Origin of the sequence: uncultured Imperialibacter sp., from assembly GCF_963974565.1 — a bacterium.
Lineage (GTDB): Bacteria > Bacteroidota > Bacteroidia > Cytophagales > Cyclobacteriaceae > Imperialibacter > Imperialibacter roseus.
Genome location: NZ_CAXBCJ010000004.1, coordinates 280,876 through 300,016 on the forward strand (window position 1 = coordinate 280,876; position 19,141 = coordinate 300,016).

17 protein-coding genes are annotated in these 19,141 nt (G+C 47.9%); 4 read left to right on the forward strand and 13 right to left on the reverse strand.

Going from position 1 to position 19,141, the window contains the following annotated elements; genetic code table 11:
- Positions 1–70 precede the first annotated feature (70 nt).
- Positions 71–2,281, forward strand: coding sequence for a DUF6851 domain-containing protein (locus AAC052_RS07880; protein ID WP_339812327.1), 2,211 nt, complete (start codon positions 71–73; stop codon positions 2,279–2,281).
- Between the two features lie 199 nt (positions 2,282–2,480).
- Here the strand turns inward: AAC052_RS07880 and AAC052_RS07885 are convergent, their stop codons facing one another.
- From AAC052_RS07885 to AAC052_RS07930, 10 genes are all read right to left on the reverse strand, one after another.
- Entirely contained in the window at positions 2,481–3,014 is a 534-nt protein-coding gene (locus AAC052_RS07885) for a 4'-phosphopantetheinyl transferase superfamily protein (RefSeq protein WP_339812328.1), read from the reverse strand.
- Entirely contained in the window at positions 3,011–3,265 is a 255-nt protein-coding gene (locus AAC052_RS07890) for a phosphopantetheine-binding protein (RefSeq protein WP_152000267.1), read from the reverse strand. Before AAC052_RS07890 ends, AAC052_RS07885 begins: the two co-directional genes overlap by 4 nt.
- A 20-nt stretch (positions 3,266–3,285) precedes the next feature.
- Positions 3,286–4,566, reverse strand: a complete 1,281-nt coding sequence (locus AAC052_RS07895; protein ID WP_339812331.1) for a beta-ketoacyl-[acyl-carrier-protein] synthase family protein — start codon at positions 4,564–4,566, stop codon at positions 3,286–3,288.
- Positions 4,553–5,017 (reverse strand): hydroxymyristoyl-ACP dehydratase, encoded by a 465-nt coding sequence (locus tag AAC052_RS07900; RefSeq protein ID WP_339812333.1) that lies wholly within the window; start codon positions 5,015–5,017, stop codon positions 4,553–4,555. Before AAC052_RS07900 ends, AAC052_RS07895 begins: the two co-directional genes overlap by 14 nt.
- On the reverse strand, positions 5,014–5,787 hold the full coding sequence (locus tag AAC052_RS07905; protein WP_339812335.1) for an SDR family oxidoreductase: 774 nt from the start codon (positions 5,785–5,787) through the stop codon (positions 5,014–5,016). The genes AAC052_RS07900 and AAC052_RS07905 overlap by 4 nt, the downstream gene beginning before the upstream one ends.
- Positions 5,784–6,914, reverse strand: a complete 1,131-nt coding sequence (locus tag AAC052_RS07910) for a hypothetical protein (RefSeq protein ID WP_339812336.1) — start codon at positions 6,912–6,914, stop codon at positions 5,784–5,786. The genes AAC052_RS07905 and AAC052_RS07910 overlap by 4 nt, the downstream gene beginning before the upstream one ends.
- A 3-nt stretch (positions 6,915–6,917) precedes the next feature.
- Complete coding sequence (locus tag AAC052_RS07915; RefSeq protein ID WP_339812338.1) at positions 6,918–7,880, reverse strand: SDR family NAD(P)-dependent oxidoreductase; 963 nt, start codon at positions 7,878–7,880, stop codon at positions 6,918–6,920.
- Positions 7,877–9,094, reverse strand: coding sequence for a pyridoxal phosphate-dependent aminotransferase family protein (locus AAC052_RS07920; protein WP_317491212.1), 1,218 nt, complete (start codon positions 9,092–9,094; stop codon positions 7,877–7,879). The genes AAC052_RS07915 and AAC052_RS07920 overlap by 4 nt, the downstream gene beginning before the upstream one ends.
- Before the next feature lie 161 nt (positions 9,095–9,255).
- Positions 9,256–9,657 (reverse strand): hypothetical protein, encoded by a 402-nt coding sequence (locus tag AAC052_RS07925; protein WP_339812340.1) that lies wholly within the window; start codon positions 9,655–9,657, stop codon positions 9,256–9,258.
- 85 nt (positions 9,658–9,742) lie between these two features.
- Complete coding sequence (locus AAC052_RS07930; RefSeq protein WP_339812341.1) at positions 9,743–11,353, reverse strand: capsule assembly Wzi family protein; 1,611 nt, start codon at positions 11,351–11,353, stop codon at positions 9,743–9,745.
- A gap of 492 nt (positions 11,354–11,845) precedes the next feature.
- Here AAC052_RS07930 and AAC052_RS07935 point away from each other — a divergent pair, with 492 nt between their 5' ends.
- Complete coding sequence (locus AAC052_RS07935; protein WP_339812343.1) at positions 11,846–13,468, forward strand: cyclic peptide export ABC transporter; 1,623 nt, start codon at positions 11,846–11,848, stop codon at positions 13,466–13,468.
- 8 nt (positions 13,469–13,476) lie between these two features.
- Here the strand turns inward: AAC052_RS07935 and AAC052_RS07940 are convergent, their stop codons facing one another.
- On the reverse strand, positions 13,477–15,234 hold the full coding sequence (locus tag AAC052_RS07940) for a glycosyltransferase domain-containing protein (RefSeq protein ID WP_339812345.1): 1,758 nt from the start codon (positions 15,232–15,234) through the stop codon (positions 13,477–13,479).
- A 70-nt stretch (positions 15,235–15,304) separates the two neighbouring features.
- Here AAC052_RS07940 and AAC052_RS07945 point away from each other — a divergent pair, with 70 nt between their 5' ends.
- Complete coding sequence (locus AAC052_RS07945) at positions 15,305–16,216, forward strand: hypothetical protein (RefSeq protein ID WP_339812348.1); 912 nt, start codon at positions 15,305–15,307, stop codon at positions 16,214–16,216.
- Between the two features lie 8 nt (positions 16,217–16,224).
- Positions 16,225–17,091: a hypothetical protein gene (locus AAC052_RS07950; RefSeq protein ID WP_339812350.1), complete on the forward strand. Its 867-nt coding sequence runs from the start codon at positions 16,225–16,227 to the stop codon at positions 17,089–17,091.
- On the opposite strand, the gene AAC052_RS07955 is transcribed toward AAC052_RS07950, so the two are convergent.
- Both AAC052_RS07955 and AAC052_RS07960 read right to left on the reverse strand, forming a co-directional pair.
- Entirely contained in the window at positions 17,088–17,939 is an 852-nt protein-coding gene (locus AAC052_RS07955; protein WP_317491218.1) for a sulfotransferase, read from the reverse strand. The two genes, AAC052_RS07950 and AAC052_RS07955, sit on opposite strands and share 4 nt — an antisense overlap.
- Entirely contained in the window at positions 17,936–19,132 is a 1,197-nt protein-coding gene (locus AAC052_RS07960; RefSeq protein ID WP_339812353.1) for a glycosyltransferase family 4 protein, read from the reverse strand. Before AAC052_RS07960 ends, AAC052_RS07955 begins: the two co-directional genes overlap by 4 nt.
- Between the last annotated feature and the right edge of the window lie 9 nt (positions 19,133–19,141).

A 19,141-nucleotide genomic window follows, 5' to 3' on the forward strand; every position in this document is an offset into this window, starting at 1 on the left:
AGGTAATTTACTGAGGTAATTTTCTATTAATCAGGCAACCTATTTTGGCACAAAAGTGTCGTTGCATAAGATGAAACACATTATTTTTTTACTGGCTATTTGGATGACAGGGGCCAGCACATTCGCCAGACAAAATGACCACTCTATTGCCCGGAAGTGGAATGAAGTGCTGCTTGAGGCGGTGAGGAATGACTTTGCCCGGCCTACTGTTCATGCCCGCAATCTTTTTCACATCTCCGCCGCCATGTACGATGCCTGGGCGGCCTATGATGAGAAGGCAGAGCTCTACTTTCTGGGGAGGTATCACGGAGACTTTTATTTTCCCTATGATGGTATCCAGGTGCCTGAAGACCGAAGGGCTGCTCAGGAGGAGGCTATTAGCTACGCAGCCTACAGGCTTATTAGTCATCGTTTCGCCGTTTCTCCCGGTGCCCAGAATATTTTCCTGATCGCTTATCAGCAGATGCAGGAAAGTGGTTATTCGCTTTCGTTTACATCCACCGACTACTCAACCGGCTCTCCGGCGGCGCTTGGTAATTATATAGCCGAAAAAGTGATTCAGTTTGGTTTGCAGGATGGCTCCAACGAAGCGAATTTGTATGCCAATCAGTATTATACCCCCCTTAACGATAAGGCATTGAATCCATTGATGCCGGGAAATCCTAATTTGAAAGACCCCAATCGCTGGCAGTCGCTGGAGCTTGGTGCATTTATCGATCAGGGCGGTAACCCTATTCCCGGCACCACCATCCCGTTTTTGAGCCCTGAGTGGGGTGACGTCACTCCTTTTTCGATGAATGCGCTTCATTATACACCACATAAGAGAGATGGTCATGAGTATTTGGTGTATCACGACCCAGGGCCACCCGTTTATTATGACGAGGATGATAAGGAGGCCATGGCTGCCTATGTCTGGACATTTAGTTTGGTGGCTGCCTGGTCGTCTCACCTCGATCCATCGGATGGCGTTATGTGGGACATTTCTCCCGCCTCCCTTGGCAACATAGATTACGCCGAGCTTCCTAAAAAGATCGAAGACTATCCGGCCTTCTATGATCTTTCCCACGGGGGAGATATTAGCAAGGGCTATGATGTGAACCCAGTAACAGGGCAGCCTTACCAGCCTCAAATGGTGGCCAGGGGAGATTATACGAGGGTATTGGCGGAGTTCTGGGCCGATGGCCCCAGCTCTGAAACACCACCGGGGCATTGGTTTGTGATTCTCAACTATATAAACGATCATCCGCAACTGGTGAAGAAGTTCATGGGTCAGGGGGAGGTTTTGGACGACCTCGAATGGGATATCAAAGCCTATTTTATCCTTGGGGGCACCATGCACGATGTAGCCATTGCCGCCTGGAGTGTAAAAGGATACTACGACTATATCAGGCCTGTGTCTGCTATTCGCTGGTTGTCCGGCGTTGGCCAGTCCTCCGATCCCAAGCTGCCGAGGTATGATCCCGGTGGGTTTAAGTTGTATGACGGACTTATAGAGTCAGTCAAAGCTGGTGACCCTTTGGCCGGCCCGAACAGAGAAAATGTTGGCAAAATAAAATTGAAGGCGTGGAAGGGGCCCCAGTATGTATTCGATCCGGCCACGACCGACGCAGGTGTTGACTGGATCCTGGCGGACTACTGGTGGCCTTATCAGCGACCGTCGTTCGTTACGCCGCCCTTTGCAGGCTATGTTTCAGGGCATAGCACCTATTCAAGGGCCGCAGCTGAAGTACTGTCTCTGCTAACGGGCAGTGAATACTTTCCAGGTGGCATGGGTGAATTTGATGCCGAGAAAAATGAGTTTCTGGTGTTTGAAGAAGGTCCAAGCGCCGATGTAGTGCTGCAGTGGGCCAGGTACCAGGATGCTTCCGACCAATGCAGCCTGTCTAGGATTTGGGGAGGCATTCACCCGCCTATGGATGATATTCGTGGGCGAATGATGGGGCATGAAATAGGAATTGATGCTTTTAACTTTGCCAACAGGTTTTTTGACGGTGTCACTACTGGCATGAAGGAGCGCCAGCTGGTGAAAAGTCAGGTGACGGTGTACCCGAACCCTGTGCAGCGGGGAAACGCCCTGACGCTGTCATTTAACAATCGTATGTCGCAGGCTCGGGCTGAGCTTATTACCATGGAAGGGGCCTCGGTCGCTGCCAGCGAGCTTTCGGCTGCATGGGCCGGGCAAACCCTCGACCTTGATGTTGCAGGTTTGAAACCTGGGTTTTACCTGCTGCGCATCAATTCCGGCAGCGCTTCGGAAATTCACAAGGTCATTATTGAGTAAGGCGGAGGGGTAGTTTGAGACCAATCTGCATTCTTGGGGGTTGAATGTTTGGTGTGTGGTCAAATAAAAAAGCAAAACTGGTTCAATGCGTCTCGCCCGGCCGGGTTAGGCTTGGACCTTTTGCTTTTTTATCACCAGTCGGGGTATTGCGGTTAAGGGTTCAGCCCCCGTATTTTACACTTGATCCGTAATTTGTCTTCTAGCTTTCTATCCAGGCTACTATGCCCAAATGGTGGTGGTGGCTGACACTGGCTGGCCATGTGATACCATCATGCTTTATCGTCGGCAAACCTGCCGCATCCGATAACACTTGATAACCTGGCCCCATTTTTCTTTGAAAGCAATCACGAAGTTCCTGAGGTTGATTTGGCGTGTTCAGCTTGAAGGTCTTCCATTTGACAGCTTCTATATTTGCAGTCGCTGCCACAGAGATGATGTGGCCTTTTTTCAGGATAGAATAGCCGTTGATTTCATTCAGCCATTTCCCACGGTAGTGCAGCCTTTCGCTCTCTGTTTCAGAATAAACCACTTCAATTTCTCTGGGCGAAAACGACTGGTCTGATCTTTCGGCCTTAAATATTGCTTCTTTGGCAGCCCAGAGCAGCCAGTAGTGTGTTTCTTCGTCGGTGCCTTTGGGGCAATGGTCGTAGGGATGTGAAATAAACCCTATCTCTCTTACGGAACGGGGTTTGAGAAGTTGGTCTGTCAGGTCAACAATGTCAACTCCAATCAATCCTTTTTCATTTTTTCCAGGATCACTTCAATGGCTTCGCCAATCGTATTCATCTTGTTGATAGACTCATCGTCGATAGTGATATCGTACTTCTCCTCAATATCAAGCACGATATCCACCACGTGGGCAGAGTTAATTTTAAGATCACCAATGAGTTGTATTTCGTCGGAGAGGTTGTCCAGTAACTCTTTTTGCATCACGTAGGGTTCAATAACACCTTTGATTTCTGCTTTGATCTCATCTTTGGTCATACGGGTGGTTGGTAAGGTTTTTACGAGGAAAACTTCCGCAAAATAATACAACTATTCACGTCCCCAAAGCCAAAGTTGGCTTTAGCCACAATGTTGAGGTTGGATTCCACAGTAACGGACGGGATTTTCTCGGCCGGAATGATCTTCAAAATCTCCGGGTGAAGCTCCTCAATATTGAGGTTCCCATGCACAAAGTTGCCGTGCATTTGAAGGGCACACCCCACCAGCTCGATTGAGCCTGCGCCTGCAATGCAGTGTCCAATCATTGATTTGGTGGCATTTACCAAAGGGAAATCGGCGGCCGGAACATTGAGCGCTTCCACCCAGTTGTTGAGCTCAATTGGGTCGGCCATAGTGGAAGTGAGGTGACCAGAAATGAGGCCGATAGACTCAGGTGTAATTCCAGCTTCTTTGATGGCATTTTTGATGCAAGCCTGCACGGCGGCGGAGTTAGGGGCTGTCATGGATCCGCCCATTCTTTGTCCGCCTGAGTTGACGTCGCCGCCGAGAATCTCCGCATAAATCCGGGCGCCTCTGGCAAGGGCTGTGTCGAGTTCTTCAAGCACCAGCGCCCCGCCTCCTGCGCCGGGCACAAACCCCGACGACGTGCTGCTCATGGGCCTTGAGCCAAATGTCGGATTGTCGTTGGAGTCTCTGCAAAGCACACGCATGGAATCGAAGGCTCCCCAGATATACTTTCCTTTGCCTTCCGAGCTGCCACACAGCATCCGCTTCGCTTTGCCACTTTTAATAAGCTCATAACCCATGATGGCGGCTTCGGTGCCGGTGCTGCAGGCAGAAGAGTTGGACATGACCCGGTTGCCTGCCCCCAGCATGCCGTTGAGGTAGGCGCTCACGCCGCTGTTCATTGACTGAGTGATGGTTTTGGTGCCCAGCTTTCTCACTTGTCCGGCATTCACCAGGTCGAAGCGGGGCCCTATGCTTTCGTCCATACTCAGTGCACCGCCTCCGTACACGATGCCTAGTTCAGGATCAAATTTTTCATAATCAATAGTAAGGCCTGCATCTTTCCAGGCTTCCAGGCCCGACAGGCAGCCGTAGATCACGCCATGGTTGTCGAGCATTTTGTTGAGGAGCTGAGGGAGAAGACTGAGCTTGTACTCCTCTGACACTTCGGGTTCACCAGCGATTTGACAACCCAGGTTGTGCTCGGCCAAAGTAGGTATTCTGGCAATGCCGGACTTCATGCCTCGCAAGGCTTGCTCAAAAGCTTCTTTCCCTGTGGCATTTGGTGCCACAACGCCAAGTCCTGTGATAACTACTCTTCTATTTAAGCTCATTTTTATTCACTAGTAAGCCAGAGAGATCGCCCTTGCAAACCAGCTGCTTAGTGTCTCTGTTGTGGCATTCGATACGGCACTTCAACTTACCGAATCTATAATAAATTTTGGAGGAAGTCACCTCAAGTGTTTGCTCAGGGTAGGCTGGCGAATAGAAATCGACGCAGGAGGAGGTGAAAACAGGCACCTTTCCATCCATCTCATCAGGGCTGCTGGTGTGGTTTAAGTACATGCCAAAACAAACCAGGCCAATTTGTGCCATCACTTCGGTGATGATGACTCCGGGAGTGACAGGGTTGCCGGGAAAATGACCCCGGTAGAAAAATTCATCCTTTTTTAGCTTATAGGTTCCTTTAATGGAGTTTTCGTCGGCACTGAGTATTTCATCCACAAACAAAAACGGTGGGCTGTAGGGTAGTTTTTGAATAATGGCTGCAAAGAGTTCGCTCATAGTAGGTGCTCGCCCCCATCCACATGAATGGTGCTTCCGTTGATCCAGTTAGCTTCATCCAAAGATAGGAGGTAAATGGCATTTGCCACATCTTCAGGCGTCGTCATTCTGCCCATCGGGTTGTTTTTGGTGACCAACTCGATCATCTTTTCGTAGGAGGGGATCATTTTCAAAGAGGGTGTGAGTGTCACGCCTGCCTGTATGGTATTTACCCTGATGCTGTGCGGGGCCAGTTCTACAGCCAGGTACCTGCTCAAAGTTTCGAGTGTTGATTTTGCCAGCGCAATGGCGCCGTAGCCTTCCCATACCCGGTCGTTCCCCATGGAAGTAAGTGTGATAATTCGGGCAGGTTTGGCAAAGAAGTCGTTTTTCAAAAGAGTGCGGGCCCAGGTAAACACATTGAGGGCCATGGCGTCAATTGTCAGCTGCAAGTCCTGGAGGTTGAGCTCGGGGCCATCGTTTGAAACAAAAGGCTTCAGATTGCCCCGGGAAACAGAGTGAAGCATCAGGCCGATATCGGCATCACCCAGGGCCTTTCTGAACTGTGGCAGGTGTTCGTTGATTTTCTCCTGGCTTGTGGCGTCAAAGTTGAAAGAGATTAGCTGGGCGCCTGATTCCCGGATGTCATTAAATGCAGCCTCGATATCGCCCAGCACCGAGCGGCGATCTCTGTGGACCACAAGCAGGTTCCACCCACTTTTGCCCAACTTCCGGGCAGTAGCCAGGCCTATCCCTGAGGAACCTCCCAAGATCAATGCCCATTTGCTCATGGCTGTATCGGTTTAATGAAACACCTTCTGCGGATGGCAAGCCGGTTACCCTCTCCGGTGTAGTCGTTCCACAGATTAAGCACATTGAAATTTTCTTCGAGCATGGGGCCCGTCATTACGTCGGTGGCGCCTGTTTTAATGAAATTATCTAACATGCTTCTAAAGATAAGAACATTTGCCCCAAGCTTTTGGTATTCGGGCTTCACCCCAATGAGAAACATGTCGAGGGTTTTGTTAAAATAAAAATCTTTCAGCACGTGATAAAAGCCAAATGGAAACAGTGAACCTTTTGCTTTTTGAAAAGCCTTCGAAAAGGAAGGAAAGCAAATGGCAAAACCAATCGCCTCGTCTTTGTCATTCACAACCACGCTCACATACTCTTTTCTCACGAGGTCAAAATACAGCTTAACGTAGTAGTCAATCTGGGCTTGAGTAAGTGGGTAGTAGCCGTACAGGTCGGCATACGATTCATTCAAAATTTCGAAGATGCTATTAGCGTAAACCAACATTTCCTTATTGGTCTTGAACTCCTTTACCTTGAATTTGAAGCGGCCTTCAACAATTTCGGCAGTTCTTTTTAATCTTCTTGGGATTTCTCTGGGCACAGCGCCCCTGGCTTCCACCCAATCACATGCCTTTTCAAACCCCAGGGCTTCAAAATGCTCTTTGTAATAAGGGTAATTATAGATGGTGGCCTGTGTAGCTATTTCTTCAAATCCATCAATGAGGGTGCCCTCAAAGTCAAGATCGGTAAAGCCCATTGGTCCGTGAATGGCCTTCACATTTTTTGATTTGGCCCAATCCTCAACAGCTTCGATGAGCTTTTTTGATACTTCCCTGTCGTCAATAAAGTCTACCCAGCCAAATCTCACCAGGGCCTTATCCTGCAGCTCTGTGCCGTGGAGAATGCCCGCAATCCGTCCGACAATCTCGTCTCCTTTGTAAGCCAGAAAATAGGCAGCGGAGCAGTACTCAAATGCAGGGTTTTTGTCTTTACTGAGTGTGCTTTCTTCAAACTGAACGAGCGGTGGTACCCAATAAGGATGGTTTTTATAAAGCCTGAAGGGGAACTTTATGAACGCTTTTAAATCTTTGGAGGTTTTTACTTCCCTAATTTCAATCGACATAATTTACAGAAGGCCGTTTTGTCTGTAATGCTCGGCAGATTCTTTCAACGCATCACCCAAAGATGTGAAAATAAAATTTTTTGGCGTGACATCTTCTTCTGTAATTGCCCAGTCGGCAGTAAGCTCATTCATCTTTTCGGGCGTAAGCACTGGCTGCCCCTTAAAAATCCTGGCAAAAAACTCATTGGCATGGGCGTAAGGCATCATGATAAAAGAGGGGATGCGGATAGTAACCGGATTTTTCCCAATGCTATTCCCAATGCTGCTGTACAACTCGCCGGGAGCGTAGTTTTTCCCATCTGTAGCTGCAATAATGGTGTTGTCCGGCTGGGTAGGGGCGTAGTCCACCAGCAGCCTCGCCAGGTCTCTGGCAAAAATAAACGTTAGTTGCTGCGTTGGCTTGGCAAGCAGGGGAGCAATGTTCATTTTGATGGCCTTGAACAACTTGAGGAAGGCAGCATCCCCAGGTCCGAATACGGCAGTCGGCCTGACAATCACCAATGGGAGCGACATTTCCAAAAGTTGCTCTTCAGCCAATAGCTTGCTTCGACCATAGTTTGTTACAGGCTTTAACACACCGGAGGGGCCTCTGGCGGCCAGGGAGGATACATAGACAAACTTGCCTTTTGCTGAGAGCAGCCCTTGCTTTTCAATCAGCTTTGCAAACTTTACAGTAAGCACCTGATTCGTTTCGAAGAGCTTTTTAGGATCGAAGGCCTTTGTGAGCCCTGCGTTATGGATGATGAGGTCGAAAGTGCCATAGAGTTGTTTCAACTCCTCCATTTCTTTTTGCAGCAACTCTCCGGAGTGGTAGCTGAAAACGGTAGAAGGAACCTGCAGATTTTGCAGCTGGCTGGTGTCCGACGACTTCCGCACGCCAGCCACTACCTGATGCTTTTGACTAACAGCATATTTGACGATATGGGTTCCGATGAAGCCACTGGCTCCTATGACGAGGACTTTCAATGGGCAGCCATGTTCTTGTCCTGCAACGTTTCGATGCCAAGCTTTTTCATGGTGTTGTAGATTTTTTCGACTGCAATATCAATTTGTTCTTTGGAGTGAGACGCCATCAGGCTAAAGCGTATCATGGTGTCTTCGGGGCCTACAGCTGGTGGAATAACAGGATTGACGAAAAGCCCGGCTTTGAAGAGTTCGGTGGTGAGCTCAAACGTCTTCATGAAATTTCGGACGTAGATAGGTATGATGGGCGTTTCTGTCTTGCCAATATCGATACCGTAATCTCTGAAAAGTCTGTGAGCATGGTGTGTGTTTTCCCACAGCTTGGCTATCAGGGAATCGTCGCTTTCGAGCAAGTCCAGCACGGCAAGCACCGATGCCACTGTAGAAGCTGGCATACTCGCACTGAAGATGAGGGCCCTGGAGTGGTGCTTCAGGTAGTTGATGGTGTCGGCGTCTGAGGCCACAAAACCGCCAATAGATGCCAGCGACTTGCTGAAAGTACCGCCAATCAGATCGACTTCGTTGTCGAGACCGAAATGGCTGGAGGTGCCGGCACCGTTTTTCCCCAGCACACCAATGGCGTGGGCGCAATCGGTCATGATGGTGGCTCCGTATTTGTTGGCCAGCCGCACAATTTCAGGCAGGTTGGCAATGTCACCTTCCATGCTGAACACACCGTCGACGACGATGAGTTTCAGTTGCGAATCATCGCACATCTGGAGTTTTTTCTCCAGTGCGTCCATGTCGTTGTGCCTGAATTTCAGTTTTCTGGCAAACGATAATCTGCTGCCCTCTATGATGGAGGCATGGTCAAACTCATCGAGAATGATGGTGTCTTCTTTGGTGGTGAGGCAGGGGATAACCCCCAGATTTACCTGAAAGCCCGTGGTGTAAACCAATACCGCTTCTTTATTCAGGAACTTCGCCAGCCTGTTCTCAAGCTCCACATGGAGATCGAGTGTGCCGTTCAAAAACCTTGAACCCGCACAGCCGGTACCATACTTTTTTATGGCCGCCGCCGAGGCTTCCATGACTTTGGGGTGGTTAGTCAGGCCCAGGTAGCTGTTCGATCCGAACATAAGCACCTGATGACCGTCGATGGTTACTTCTGTGCCCTGCTCTGACTCAATAGGGCGGAAAAAAGGATACTGACCAAGTCTTTTTACCTTTTGAGGCTCCTGGTAAGTACTCGTACGTTTTCTCAATTTGTCATTCATAGTCTACAACAAACATTGTCACGGCTGGGCCTGTGAAGTAACACAATTAACCTACATCTTCCAATCAAAGGGTGTTGGGAGAACGAGAATAAACTGCATTTATAATCAGAAGAATGTTCATTTAAGGGTGCAGGCTCAAAGTTAGCAAAAAGTATTTACTCTTACTTTTTATAAATTTCATGTTTGTATTCGAAGGCGAGGCCCGCCGCCCCATTGCTGGAAAACTGGTGCATGTAGTCGATGCTTTCGTTGTTGTTAAACATTTCATACCGAATCTCCCAGAATCTGTCTTCTTTATAATCGTTGTTTTCGTACCCATTATAAAGCTCAACTTTTATAGTGTTCCGGCCTTTGGCCAGGTGCGGCGCCAAATCCACGTCAAGGCTAAGGTCTGGGTTGCCGTCAAACACTTTGCTGGTGAATAGTAGGGAGTCATTTAAGTATACCTTCACCTGGTTGTCTGCCTTATAAAACCGTATAAAATGACCCTTTGCCGCCTGCGGTGGTTGTGAGAAAACGAGCTGAGAGATCAGGCAGAAAAAGACAAAAGAAAATATTTTCATAATTCAAATTTATGAAAACATACAAGCATACGAAGTGCCAAACTATTTTGGCGCTGGCAAAAAAGGAGTTCTTAGCGCTATCTTATTAATTGTTAATGCGATACCTGAGGTTTAAAAGTGCCTGGAAATTTCTATCGCTGATGCCGTCGATAAAATACCGGTGGTAGTGTTTTGCATACTGTAGCTGGGCTTCTACTGTAAATTGGTCAAACAGCCGGTAGTACCTGGCCGAGTAGGCAAATTCAAACTCCGATGGGTATTTCAAGGCCCCGGCATACTCTCTGAGGATGTAGTCATCATTAAATCTTATTGCCTGTGCCGTGAGGCCGAACATGCTCTTGGTAGTGAAATACTGCGCCTGGAGCACATTCGTATTTGAGCCGGGGCCTATGCCTGCACCAATGATTTGGCCGTTTTGGGTATAGCCATGAGCGATGGAGTAGTGCACATAATAGGTAGGCGACGAGAATATGCTGACAATCTGGAGCTGGTTGGCGCTGAGTTTGGTGTTTTCGTAGTGGAGCTTAACGATATTTCCGTTGCTGAGTTCAAAAGCCTCGGTGATACCAAGCACAAAGGCGGAGGAGCGATCAGGGTTGCGGCCAAATTCTTTGAAGTTGCCCGGAAAATCATTTCTCGCATACTCGGTGTAGATTTCCAGCCCCAGTTCCGGACGATTCCAGCGGATGGTGACAGATGCCATTTGGTCGTATTCATCGTTGGTGATGATGCCGTTTAACGGGGTGTCGTATTGCCTTGAAGTATGCGCAAAAGCTGCAAAAACATCTTTCGCTCCCATGCTGCTTCTTTCCCAAAGCCGGTACATGACCCGATGGAGCCCCAGGTTCAATCCCTTCACGAAGCTCGGCTCATAACCGCCGGTGAAGCCGGTGATGTAACGGTGGTTATTGTTGGGATTGCTGTCATAGTAATCGGATTCCTGCAGCATACCCCAGAAAGCTTTGCCCTCCAGTCGTCCGATTTTGGTATCTATAGGCCTGTTGAAGCCGAGGTTGAATCGAGGTATGCCCGCCGCCTGCTGACTCATTAGAATGGGGTTGAAGGTGGCTGGGCCCCAAACTTCATTTTGGGTAGTGAAACCTGCTGCAATGCCCCGGTAAACGTATTTGACCTCTGACTGCCCCGGATCAATCTTGAAAAGGCTTTCGTCTCCATACCGTTCCACCTGGTCCAGCCTTTCGTAGAAAGGATACGAATATTGACTTTTGTTGTAAATAGGTTGCGGGATATCGATGGCGGCGTTCTGACTATAATGCACGATGGGCGACAAGGTGTAGCTAAAGTACCCATTTTCGCCGGTAGGAAGTTTGCCCATCACACCGGTAGTAAACCATGAATTAAGCCCTTTTCCATTCCAAACGGCGCCGTCGTTGTAGCTTCGGGGTGCGGTAGAATTGAATAAAGTGCCGAAAGAGGGATCGACCACAGAAAATTTGTCCGAACTGGTTGAAGGTACCAGGTAGTTATTCCATGGGTTCCAGCTAAGGGAGCTGTCAGGAGCGAAGTCTGTAATAATGGAAGGAAAGGTACCGATGGCCTCCTTGTCGAAATCATTTTTTAAGAGGAGTAGCCTATGGTACTCAAAATCCAGCGTGCCTGGCTGGAGTACCTGGCTGAAAAGGCTGGAGGAAGATAGAATGAAAAGTGAAAAGAGGCAGGTTTTTCCTTTATTCATGTGTCGTTTAGCTTAAGGTATAGCTTGGTAAAATGCAGGGTTACTTAGGTGTAATTTGTTTGGTTACTGGACTTTTTTGGCGATTTTTTTGACAACCATGGTTCCTGAATATGTTCTCAAACGTAGCAATTTATAAGCAATAATGAGCGTTTAAAATTTATGAAATTCACCTTATTTTTTAAGGTAATCTCTTTTGACAGAGCAAATGAATTCTCCGGTTTCTCAGCTATTGTTGCCATTTTTCAAAAATGAATACAAGATGCAAAGTACAGCCTTTGAGTTGGAATAAGTGACCCTTTTTTTGTCGCTTTTGTACCGCTGCGGCGAAATTTGCGCCTTTTCTGGGGCATCGTTTGTATGCCCCATTTCTAATTGGATGAATAACCTGGTGAGCTTCTGGCTGCCGGTTTTTTTGAGAAAAGGAAATTTTCTTGCCTACTTTGCTGCCTTGCTGCTGAGCGATAAGCGGCGTGTAGAACGAAAAGCCACTTAGTGAAACTAATCTACTCTTTACTTCTGACAAGCTGGAAAAAGCTGTTTTTTGCCATGCTGATGAGCATTGTGGCCGGAGGGTTGTATGCTTTGTCGATCAAGTTTCTTCACGAAATCATTACCAGCGATTCCGGGTTGATGCTGGTGTTTTATAAGCTCAATATCTGCATCATCGCATCCACTGCCATGTCCGTGTTCGCCGGACATTACCTCACCAAAGTGTATGAGGGCCAGGTATCTGACCTCCGTCTTTCCATATCAAAGAAAATCCTGAAGGCCGATTTTTTTCATGTGGAGCAGAACTCTCTTCAAATAATGCCTGTGCTGAATAACGACATCAATACCATTGGTGCGTTCATAAAAACGGTGCCTGATTTTTTTGTTTCAATTTCAAAAGTGGTGGCCTGTGTGGCTTATATGTTCTGGCTCTCATGGCAGCTTACGGCCTATGTGATGAGCATTTACGCCCTGGTGTTTCTGGTTTCGATGATTGTTTTTCCAAGGGTACATAAGCAGGAGAGGATGATCAGAGAGCTGAAGAATGACATTTTCGAGCATATCAATGGCCTGGTGAGAGGGCTCAAGGAACTGTCGCTCAATAAAAAGCACAAGTCTATTTACGTGCAGGATATTATGGGTCCCACGAGCCGCAAACACAGCGACAGTTTGACGATTCTTGGGACGCTGCACATATTCGTGACCAAGATTGGAGAGCTTATCGTCATTGTTTCGCTTTCGGTGCTGCTGATTAAATACAACGACATTGTGGTGATGGACAGCGGCTTGCTGTTAGAGTTTTTGACGGTGGTTATGTTCGTTTTGCCGGCACTGATTATTACGACGACTTTTCTTAATAACATAAAAAAGGTGGAGGTTGCCCTCAATGCGATCGGCAAGCTGGGAATTGAGTATCAGCCAGACAGTGAGGCAAAGCAGCAGCCGTTGAGCCCGATCGGGTCTCAACCGGATCCATTGATTGTTCTTGAAGATGTGGGGTTTGAATATGGTTCGGAAAGGGAAGCAAATGGGTTTCATATCGGGCCGTTTAATCTGACGATCAACCGTGGGGAAATAGTTTATCTCAGTGGGGGGAACGGTAGCGGTAAAACAACACTGGGTAAGCTGATTGTGGGACTTTATCGACCAAGCTCTGGGAAGATTTTATTTCAGGGACAGGAAATAGACGAACGGAAAAATGAAGACTATCGCAACCAATTCGCAGCGCTGTTCCCCGATTCCCATGTGTTTAGAGGGCTGCAGTACATTGACGATGGCTACCTTCAACAGCATGGCGAGCGACTTATCAAGATGCTCAATATTGAAGAGATTGTAAATATCAAGGATAAATCGCTGTCTACCATACGGGTGTCATCGGGGCAGCAGGGCAGATTGTCACTGTTGAGGTCGCTCCTGGAAGACAAAGAAATTTACCTGTTCGATGAGTGGGCGGCTAACCAGGATCCGCTTTTTAAACTGAAATTTTACGGTTCAATTATCCCGGATTTGAAGAAAGAAGGAAAGACTGTTATTGTGATTACCCACGATGAGTCCTATTTCCATATGGCCGATAGAATTATCAAGCTTGAAGATGGTCATGTGGTCAGACAGCACTCCGGCAAATAGGCGTTTGGCTAACTCACATCTCTGAGATCGAAGCATTCAGGGCATGGTTTTTTCAGCCCAAAGAGAAACGACCGGTAGGGGAATATGTTTCTGGTGTAGGGAAATTCCGATGGATAAAGTTTGTATTTGATGTTGTCCGTTTGGATCAAATCGTCCATACTGGACCCAAAGGCCAAAAATGTGCAGGTCGGATTATTTTCGAACCAAACGGGGCTGACGATTTTAGCCAGCATCCCACACATCATCATCACTACTGTGCCGTCTTCAAACCTTTGTTCAGCAAGTTCTTCGTAAAGCTCGTAGGAGTTCCTGAAGGGAACCCTCATGATGCGGGGCTCGTCCACTTCCAGTCCCAGCTTTTTGAGTACTGCCAGGTCCTGAAACTCGTTAAGGACAAAGAACAGCTTCCTGCCTCTCAATGCTCCCAGGATAGCTGGAAGCAGCGAGAGGTTATGGTGGATGGTCATCGCCGGCACAGTGAATTCGTCGGCTTGTCTGAGCTCCAGAGCCAGTGTTTTCAGCTCAGGATAGCAGGTGCCGCATGGAACTCCCACAAAGTAATTGTGCCTTTTGACTTTCAGGGCTGTCATCAGTCGCTCAGCCAGCACTGTAGAGTATATCTGCTGTTTTCTGCCGTACCATTTCGCTTCATTGTCTTTGTTAAGGTACTTTCTGATAAAAGTGATTTCTCCATCATTGAGATGAGAAAAACAGAAAGGCACTTTCTTTTCCAGGAGATCTCTCAAACGTGACGCACTTTCGTGGTAGCCGGGGCCATAATTCTTGCTGTATCTGAAAATCTGCGGCTGCGTCGACCTGCCTTTGTTGTACCGGTTGATCTGCAACAGGGTCACCAGCGATTGCAGGTAGGCCGCAAATGAAACAACAGCAGCCAGCGGCTTAAGAAGGCTCGTGGTATTGAATGTGTATTTGCCCTTTAATTGTTGCAGTAGCCTGCGAAAGTGTTCTCTCGATGCCGGGATGTGAACCACCAGTGGATGGGTGCCTGTGGCGGTGTTGTGCAGTTGATCCTTTTTCCAAACCAGGTCCCGGAAGATGGTTTGCTGCGATGCCAGTCCAAAGGTCTTCAGCAGCTTCCGCTCGTATTGGAAGAAGAGGAAGCTGTGCCTCTTTGACAGGAGGGGCCAGCTAACAGCGGTGGCTCGCCCGCCTGTGCAGGCAAAGAGCTGTTGCTTACGGTCAACTGCAATAGTGTAATCAGGCCTGAACGATTGGGAGCTGCAGTCGGCAAAAAAACGACTGAAGAGAGATTGATCGGATCTGATGGATGAAAGGACATCCTCATCTGAGAAGTCGATGCCATACAGCGCCTGTATATCCCCCAGCATTTGCTTCACATGTTGTGCCAGGCCAATGAAAGAACCAGAATTGAGGTAATCGTAGTGGGTGTTTCCACGGAAATAGTGTTTCCAGTAATAGTGCCTCAGTGTAGGCTCTCTAAAGTAAAAGTTGGCCTCTGCCGAAAAAATCACGTCAGTATTGAACTGTTCGTAAGCTTTTATCAGGCTTGCTTCTCCGTCCATGATGTCCACATCAAAAGCATCTACGATTAGCAGGCATTGTTTGTCATCAACATTGGTTTGGGAGAGATACTCTGACAGGTATTTTAATTTGATCGCATTTCGATCCCACTTTCCTCGCTGGCCCAACACTTCTAAAGGCAGACCTAATCTCTCACACGAATCCTTAAGTACACTTATTCTTTCATCTATTGTATCTGCAAAAGTCACTACCTTTAGACTCATCCTTTCTGCTCTTTTGCGGACAAAGTAAATGAACTTTAAGACATTTACCCGATGTAAATATTAGAAGCTGATGAGCAACTTAAAAGCCAGACGATTACGCAAATTTTGGAAAGCTCCTATAAACAGGAGGCTGGACGTCTTCGAATACAGGTATAAATCATCATATCCTTACCTTTCTGGTGACACTTTTCGTCAATTGGGTGAAGTGGTGATAGATAAGTCTAACAGGAATTCTGGCTTGATCCAGAGAACCGGGCCTGTAATAGTGTATGCTATGCAGACGAGACGAGGTGAGTTTCTTGACCAGTTTTTCGATAGTGTGCTGCCAGCGTTACGCCAACCATTTGTTTTGGTGACACACAATGGCATGACGCCAGATTGGGGGAAGTATGAACGGTGGCTGGAAAGTGAGCAGACGCTGGCCTGGTTTGGCAAAAACATGATTTATGATCACCCTAAAGCATATACGCTGCCATTGGGGGTTGTCAATCTACGTGACCCGCATGAAAGAGGCCGGACTAATCAGTTTTGGAACGAATTGCGGTCAAAAAAAACGGAGAAGGATATACTCTGTTACGTCAATATAGGGGTTGGCCATAAAAAGCAAGCGAGATATGAGAGCAGGTTGAGTGCCATGGAATTTTTTGCAGATAGGCAATTCGCTACAACCGTTGGGGAGCGCTCATGGAACCTGTATGCCGCCGAAATGAAGAGATCGAAGTTTGTGGTGGCACCTCCCGGCGAGGCGCTTGACACTTTCAGGCTGTGGGAGGCACTCTATCTTGGAGCGATACCGATTGTTACTTCCACGGCGCTTGACGCTTTTTACAGTAATTTTCCTGTGTGGATTGTAGATAGCTGGGAGGAAGTGACTGAGCAAGCACTTGAGAAAAAATGGGCAGAGCTTTCTCCCGGATTTGACAGTTGCCCGCAATTGTGGGCAAGTCATTGGTTTAAAAAGATCACGAGTTTTGTTGACTGATGGGGGCGGTGACAGAGGTTTTCAGATACCTTAAGCTGCATCTGGCAGGCTCAAAGGCCAGGGTACAAGGCGAAAGAGATGTGTCGGCAGGTGAAAATCGCCCACCAGTGTATATTTCTCTTTCTACCACACCTGAGCGCATCGCTAAAATCGGCCCTGCCATAGCGTCCGTAATGGACCAGACCTTGATGCCTGACAAGATATTCCTTTGCATCGCCAAAAAAAGCAAGAAAGGGCAGGCTTATAGAATTCCAGCCTTTTTATCGGGCAACCCCTTGGTGGAAATAAGTTGGGTAGAAAAAGACCTCGGGCCCGCCACCAAATGGTTTTATACCTGCAACGCTGATCATATCGCCAAAGGCAGCAACATCATCGTGCTGGACGATGATCAGGTGTATCCGAAGCAACTGGTGGAACACTATCTGCATTGCAGAAGGCAGTTTCCCGGAGCGGCTTTCACATTGCTGGGCTGGCCAGTGCCAACTACCGGGCGGCACACCGACAGGAAGTGTGTGAGTGCAGGGAAAGTTAGAATTCTGGGCGCCGACAATAGGATTGAAGTGACTGAGAGCCCCCGGCAGGTGCATTGCATGCAGGGGGCCTCCAGCTACATGATTACAAAGGGGATGCTTAAACCCACGGCCGATTACTTCGAGAAATATGAGGCAGCCAATTTTGCCGACGACATCCTGATCAGCGGGCTTTTGGCAGCCAGCCATGTGCCTGTGTATGTGCTGCCAGGCCCATTTCAGTTTATTCGGCTTCATTCTTTACGGATGATGAGGGCAGCTAGCTTGTACAATAACACCAATCGGAGTAGCGATTACAACGATCAGCTTTACATGCTTTTCGAAAAAAACTGGCCCGCTGTTTAGTAAATGTACGGGCTCAGCCGGTTTGATCGGTTGACAACAATCCTTAGCCCAAGGCAGCCAACCACCCGGGCAAATTTAAAGATATGCGTGAGGCTTGTTCGGTAGGTTTTTAGGTGGCTCCATCCATTAATCTTCCCAGCTGCTTTTATGTTTTTCACAAGGTGCCTCTCCCTGATAAAGTCCTTTCTCAACACCTCCATTGCGTATAGAAACAAGCGATCCCGTATGGATTGTTGAGACACCTCCGGATATACGACGCTTGCATGCTTTGCCTTGTTTTCTGCTTCCGTTACAATTTTCGACACCCACTCGGGATTTGATTTCTTGTCTTGCTTGTTGTCCCACTTGATTTCTAGCTGGATGTCGAGGTGTCGCATTAGCCGTTTCCATTCGTTAGGCCCGTCCTCGATGCTGATATGAATAAACCTGGGGTCATCCTTGAAAAAGTGTAGTACTCTTTTTCTGTAAATGAGCCAGTCAATCAATATTTGGCGGTAGACTGTTTTGCCCATGATCAATCTCGAAAGACGAACGATCGCTTTGTCATCCGACATGTGCCGCTCGTCGATATGACTGAACCAGTTAAACATGCTGAGAATCCAGCGGGATGGCTCCCGATCCAGCAGAACTATTTTTGCATCGGGAAACCAGGTGGTGAGGTGATGGAAATTGTGTAGGCTGCCATCGAGAAAGTAGTCAAACTTCGAAAAAAAGGCTTCGTTTGGCTCGGTTAGGTGAGAGTACACCCCGAAGTGAGGCGTATGGGTAACCCGAAGACCTTTTTCCTTCAAGGCATTGGTGATGCTGGTGGTGCCCATTTTTGAGGAGCCGATGAAGAATACTTTCATAGACTGTCAGGTGCCGGTTTGTGGAAAAGCTCGAAATAGGCTTGTGCCATGCTGTCCCATGTGAACATTTCCTTCTCGGTATTGCTTTTGAACAACTGACCAAGGTTTTTGAGCGCTTCTTTGTCGGCCAGCAGTTTGTCAACCGTCATGCCCCACGCTTCTGCATCGCCGGACGGCAGCAGCAAGCCATTGAAGTTGTCTTTTACTGCCGATGGAATGCCGTCTACTCTTGCTGCCAGGCAAACCAGCCCACTGATGGCCGCTTCCAGAGCTACGAGCCCAAACCCCTCGTAGTCACCGTCAACGTGCAAGTTGGGCATCACAAACAAATCGGCTTGCAAAAGCAGCTGATCAAGTTCAGCTTGGGGTAATTTTCCTGTAAATAACACTTTGTCTCTATAGGTCGGCTCTATCATAAGCTGGTCGAGTTCAAGGGCTTCCAGGCCAAAGCCAAAAAGGTGAGCGAGTTTCCTAAAGACAGATGCCGGAAGTAGTTTTGAAAACCACAATATGAGCTTAATGTTCTTTTCTCTGGGCCCAGCAATTACATAAAAGACTGGTGTTTGGGTTTGCGTCAGCACATTTTTTATGAACCAAACAAAGCCCTTCCGTTTAATAGGCCGGCCAATAGATACGATCAAAGATTTGCCGCTGAGATCCGTTTCACATCTTTCTTTGAACTGTGAGTAGATGGCTTCATTTTTTTGTGGGCTTGGCAGCGGCTCAAATCCATTGGGGATATAGTGCGCCCTGGCTGAGGGGATGCCTGCCTTGATGCATTCAAGCCTCGTCTCGTCACTCACTGCAATGACCCAGGCAAATTTTGATAGGTATTTTCGCAGCCAAAACTGGTATAAGGTCGACTTGAAGATGACATCGAGGCCATGGACTGTGGCAGCCATTTTTTTTCGGGTGAGCCAAAGCAGGGGGGTTAAAAACAGTGCCATGAGGCCGTCGTTGGCATGAATGACGGCTATGCGGGGGTTGCTCCAAACCTTGAATAAGCACCACGGAACAACCGAGATGAAAAATAGCGCTTTAGGGTATTTTCCACTAAAGATAATTTTGTGGACTCTTGTATATGATTGCAGATTTTTGATCAACTCATAGCTTTGCTTTTGCATGCCGCCAATGGATGGAGGATATTTGTGCGTAACAACAAGAACTTCGGAATCGCTTCGGCCTGCCAGCATGTGAGGTTT

Coding starts and splice junctions, on each gene's coding strand:
- AAC052_RS07880 (WP_339812327.1), top strand. CDS start 71: ATGAAACACATTATTTTTTTACTGGCTATTTGGATGACAGGGGCCAGC.
- AAC052_RS07890 (WP_152000267.1), bottom strand. CDS start 3,265: ATGACCAAAGATGAGATCAAAGCAGAAATCAAAGGTGTTATTGAACCC.
- AAC052_RS07895 (WP_339812331.1), bottom strand. CDS start 4,566: ATGAGCTTAAATAGAAGAGTAGTTATCACAGGACTTGGCGTTGTGGCA.
- AAC052_RS07900 (WP_339812333.1), bottom strand. CDS start 5,017: ATGAGCGAACTCTTTGCAGCCATTATTCAAAAACTACCCTACAGCCCA.
- AAC052_RS07905 (WP_339812335.1), bottom strand. CDS start 5,787: ATGAGCAAATGGGCATTGATCTTGGGAGGTTCCTCAGGGATAGGCCTG.
- AAC052_RS07910 (WP_339812336.1), bottom strand. CDS start 6,914: ATGTCGATTGAAATTAGGGAAGTAAAAACCTCCAAAGATTTAAAAGCG.
- AAC052_RS07920 (WP_317491212.1), bottom strand. CDS start 9,094: ATGAATGACAAATTGAGAAAACGTACGAGTACTTACCAGGAGCCTCAA.
- AAC052_RS07925 (WP_339812340.1), bottom strand. CDS start 9,657: ATGAAAATATTTTCTTTTGTCTTTTTCTGCCTGATCTCTCAGCTCGTT.
- AAC052_RS07930 (WP_339812341.1), bottom strand. CDS start 11,353: ATGAATAAAGGAAAAACCTGCCTCTTTTCACTTTTCATTCTATCTTCC.
- AAC052_RS07940 (WP_339812345.1), bottom strand. CDS start 15,234: ATGAGTCTAAAGGTAGTGACTTTTGCAGATACAATAGATGAAAGAATA.
- AAC052_RS07945 (WP_339812348.1), top strand. CDS start 15,305: ATGAGCAACTTAAAAGCCAGACGATTACGCAAATTTTGGAAAGCTCCT.
- AAC052_RS07955 (WP_317491218.1), bottom strand. CDS start 17,939: ATGAAAGTATTCTTCATCGGCTCCTCAAAAATGGGCACCACCAGCATC.
- AAC052_RS07960 (WP_339812353.1), bottom strand. CDS start 19,132: ATGCTGGCAGGCCGAAGCGATTCCGAAGTTCTTGTTGTTACGCACAAA.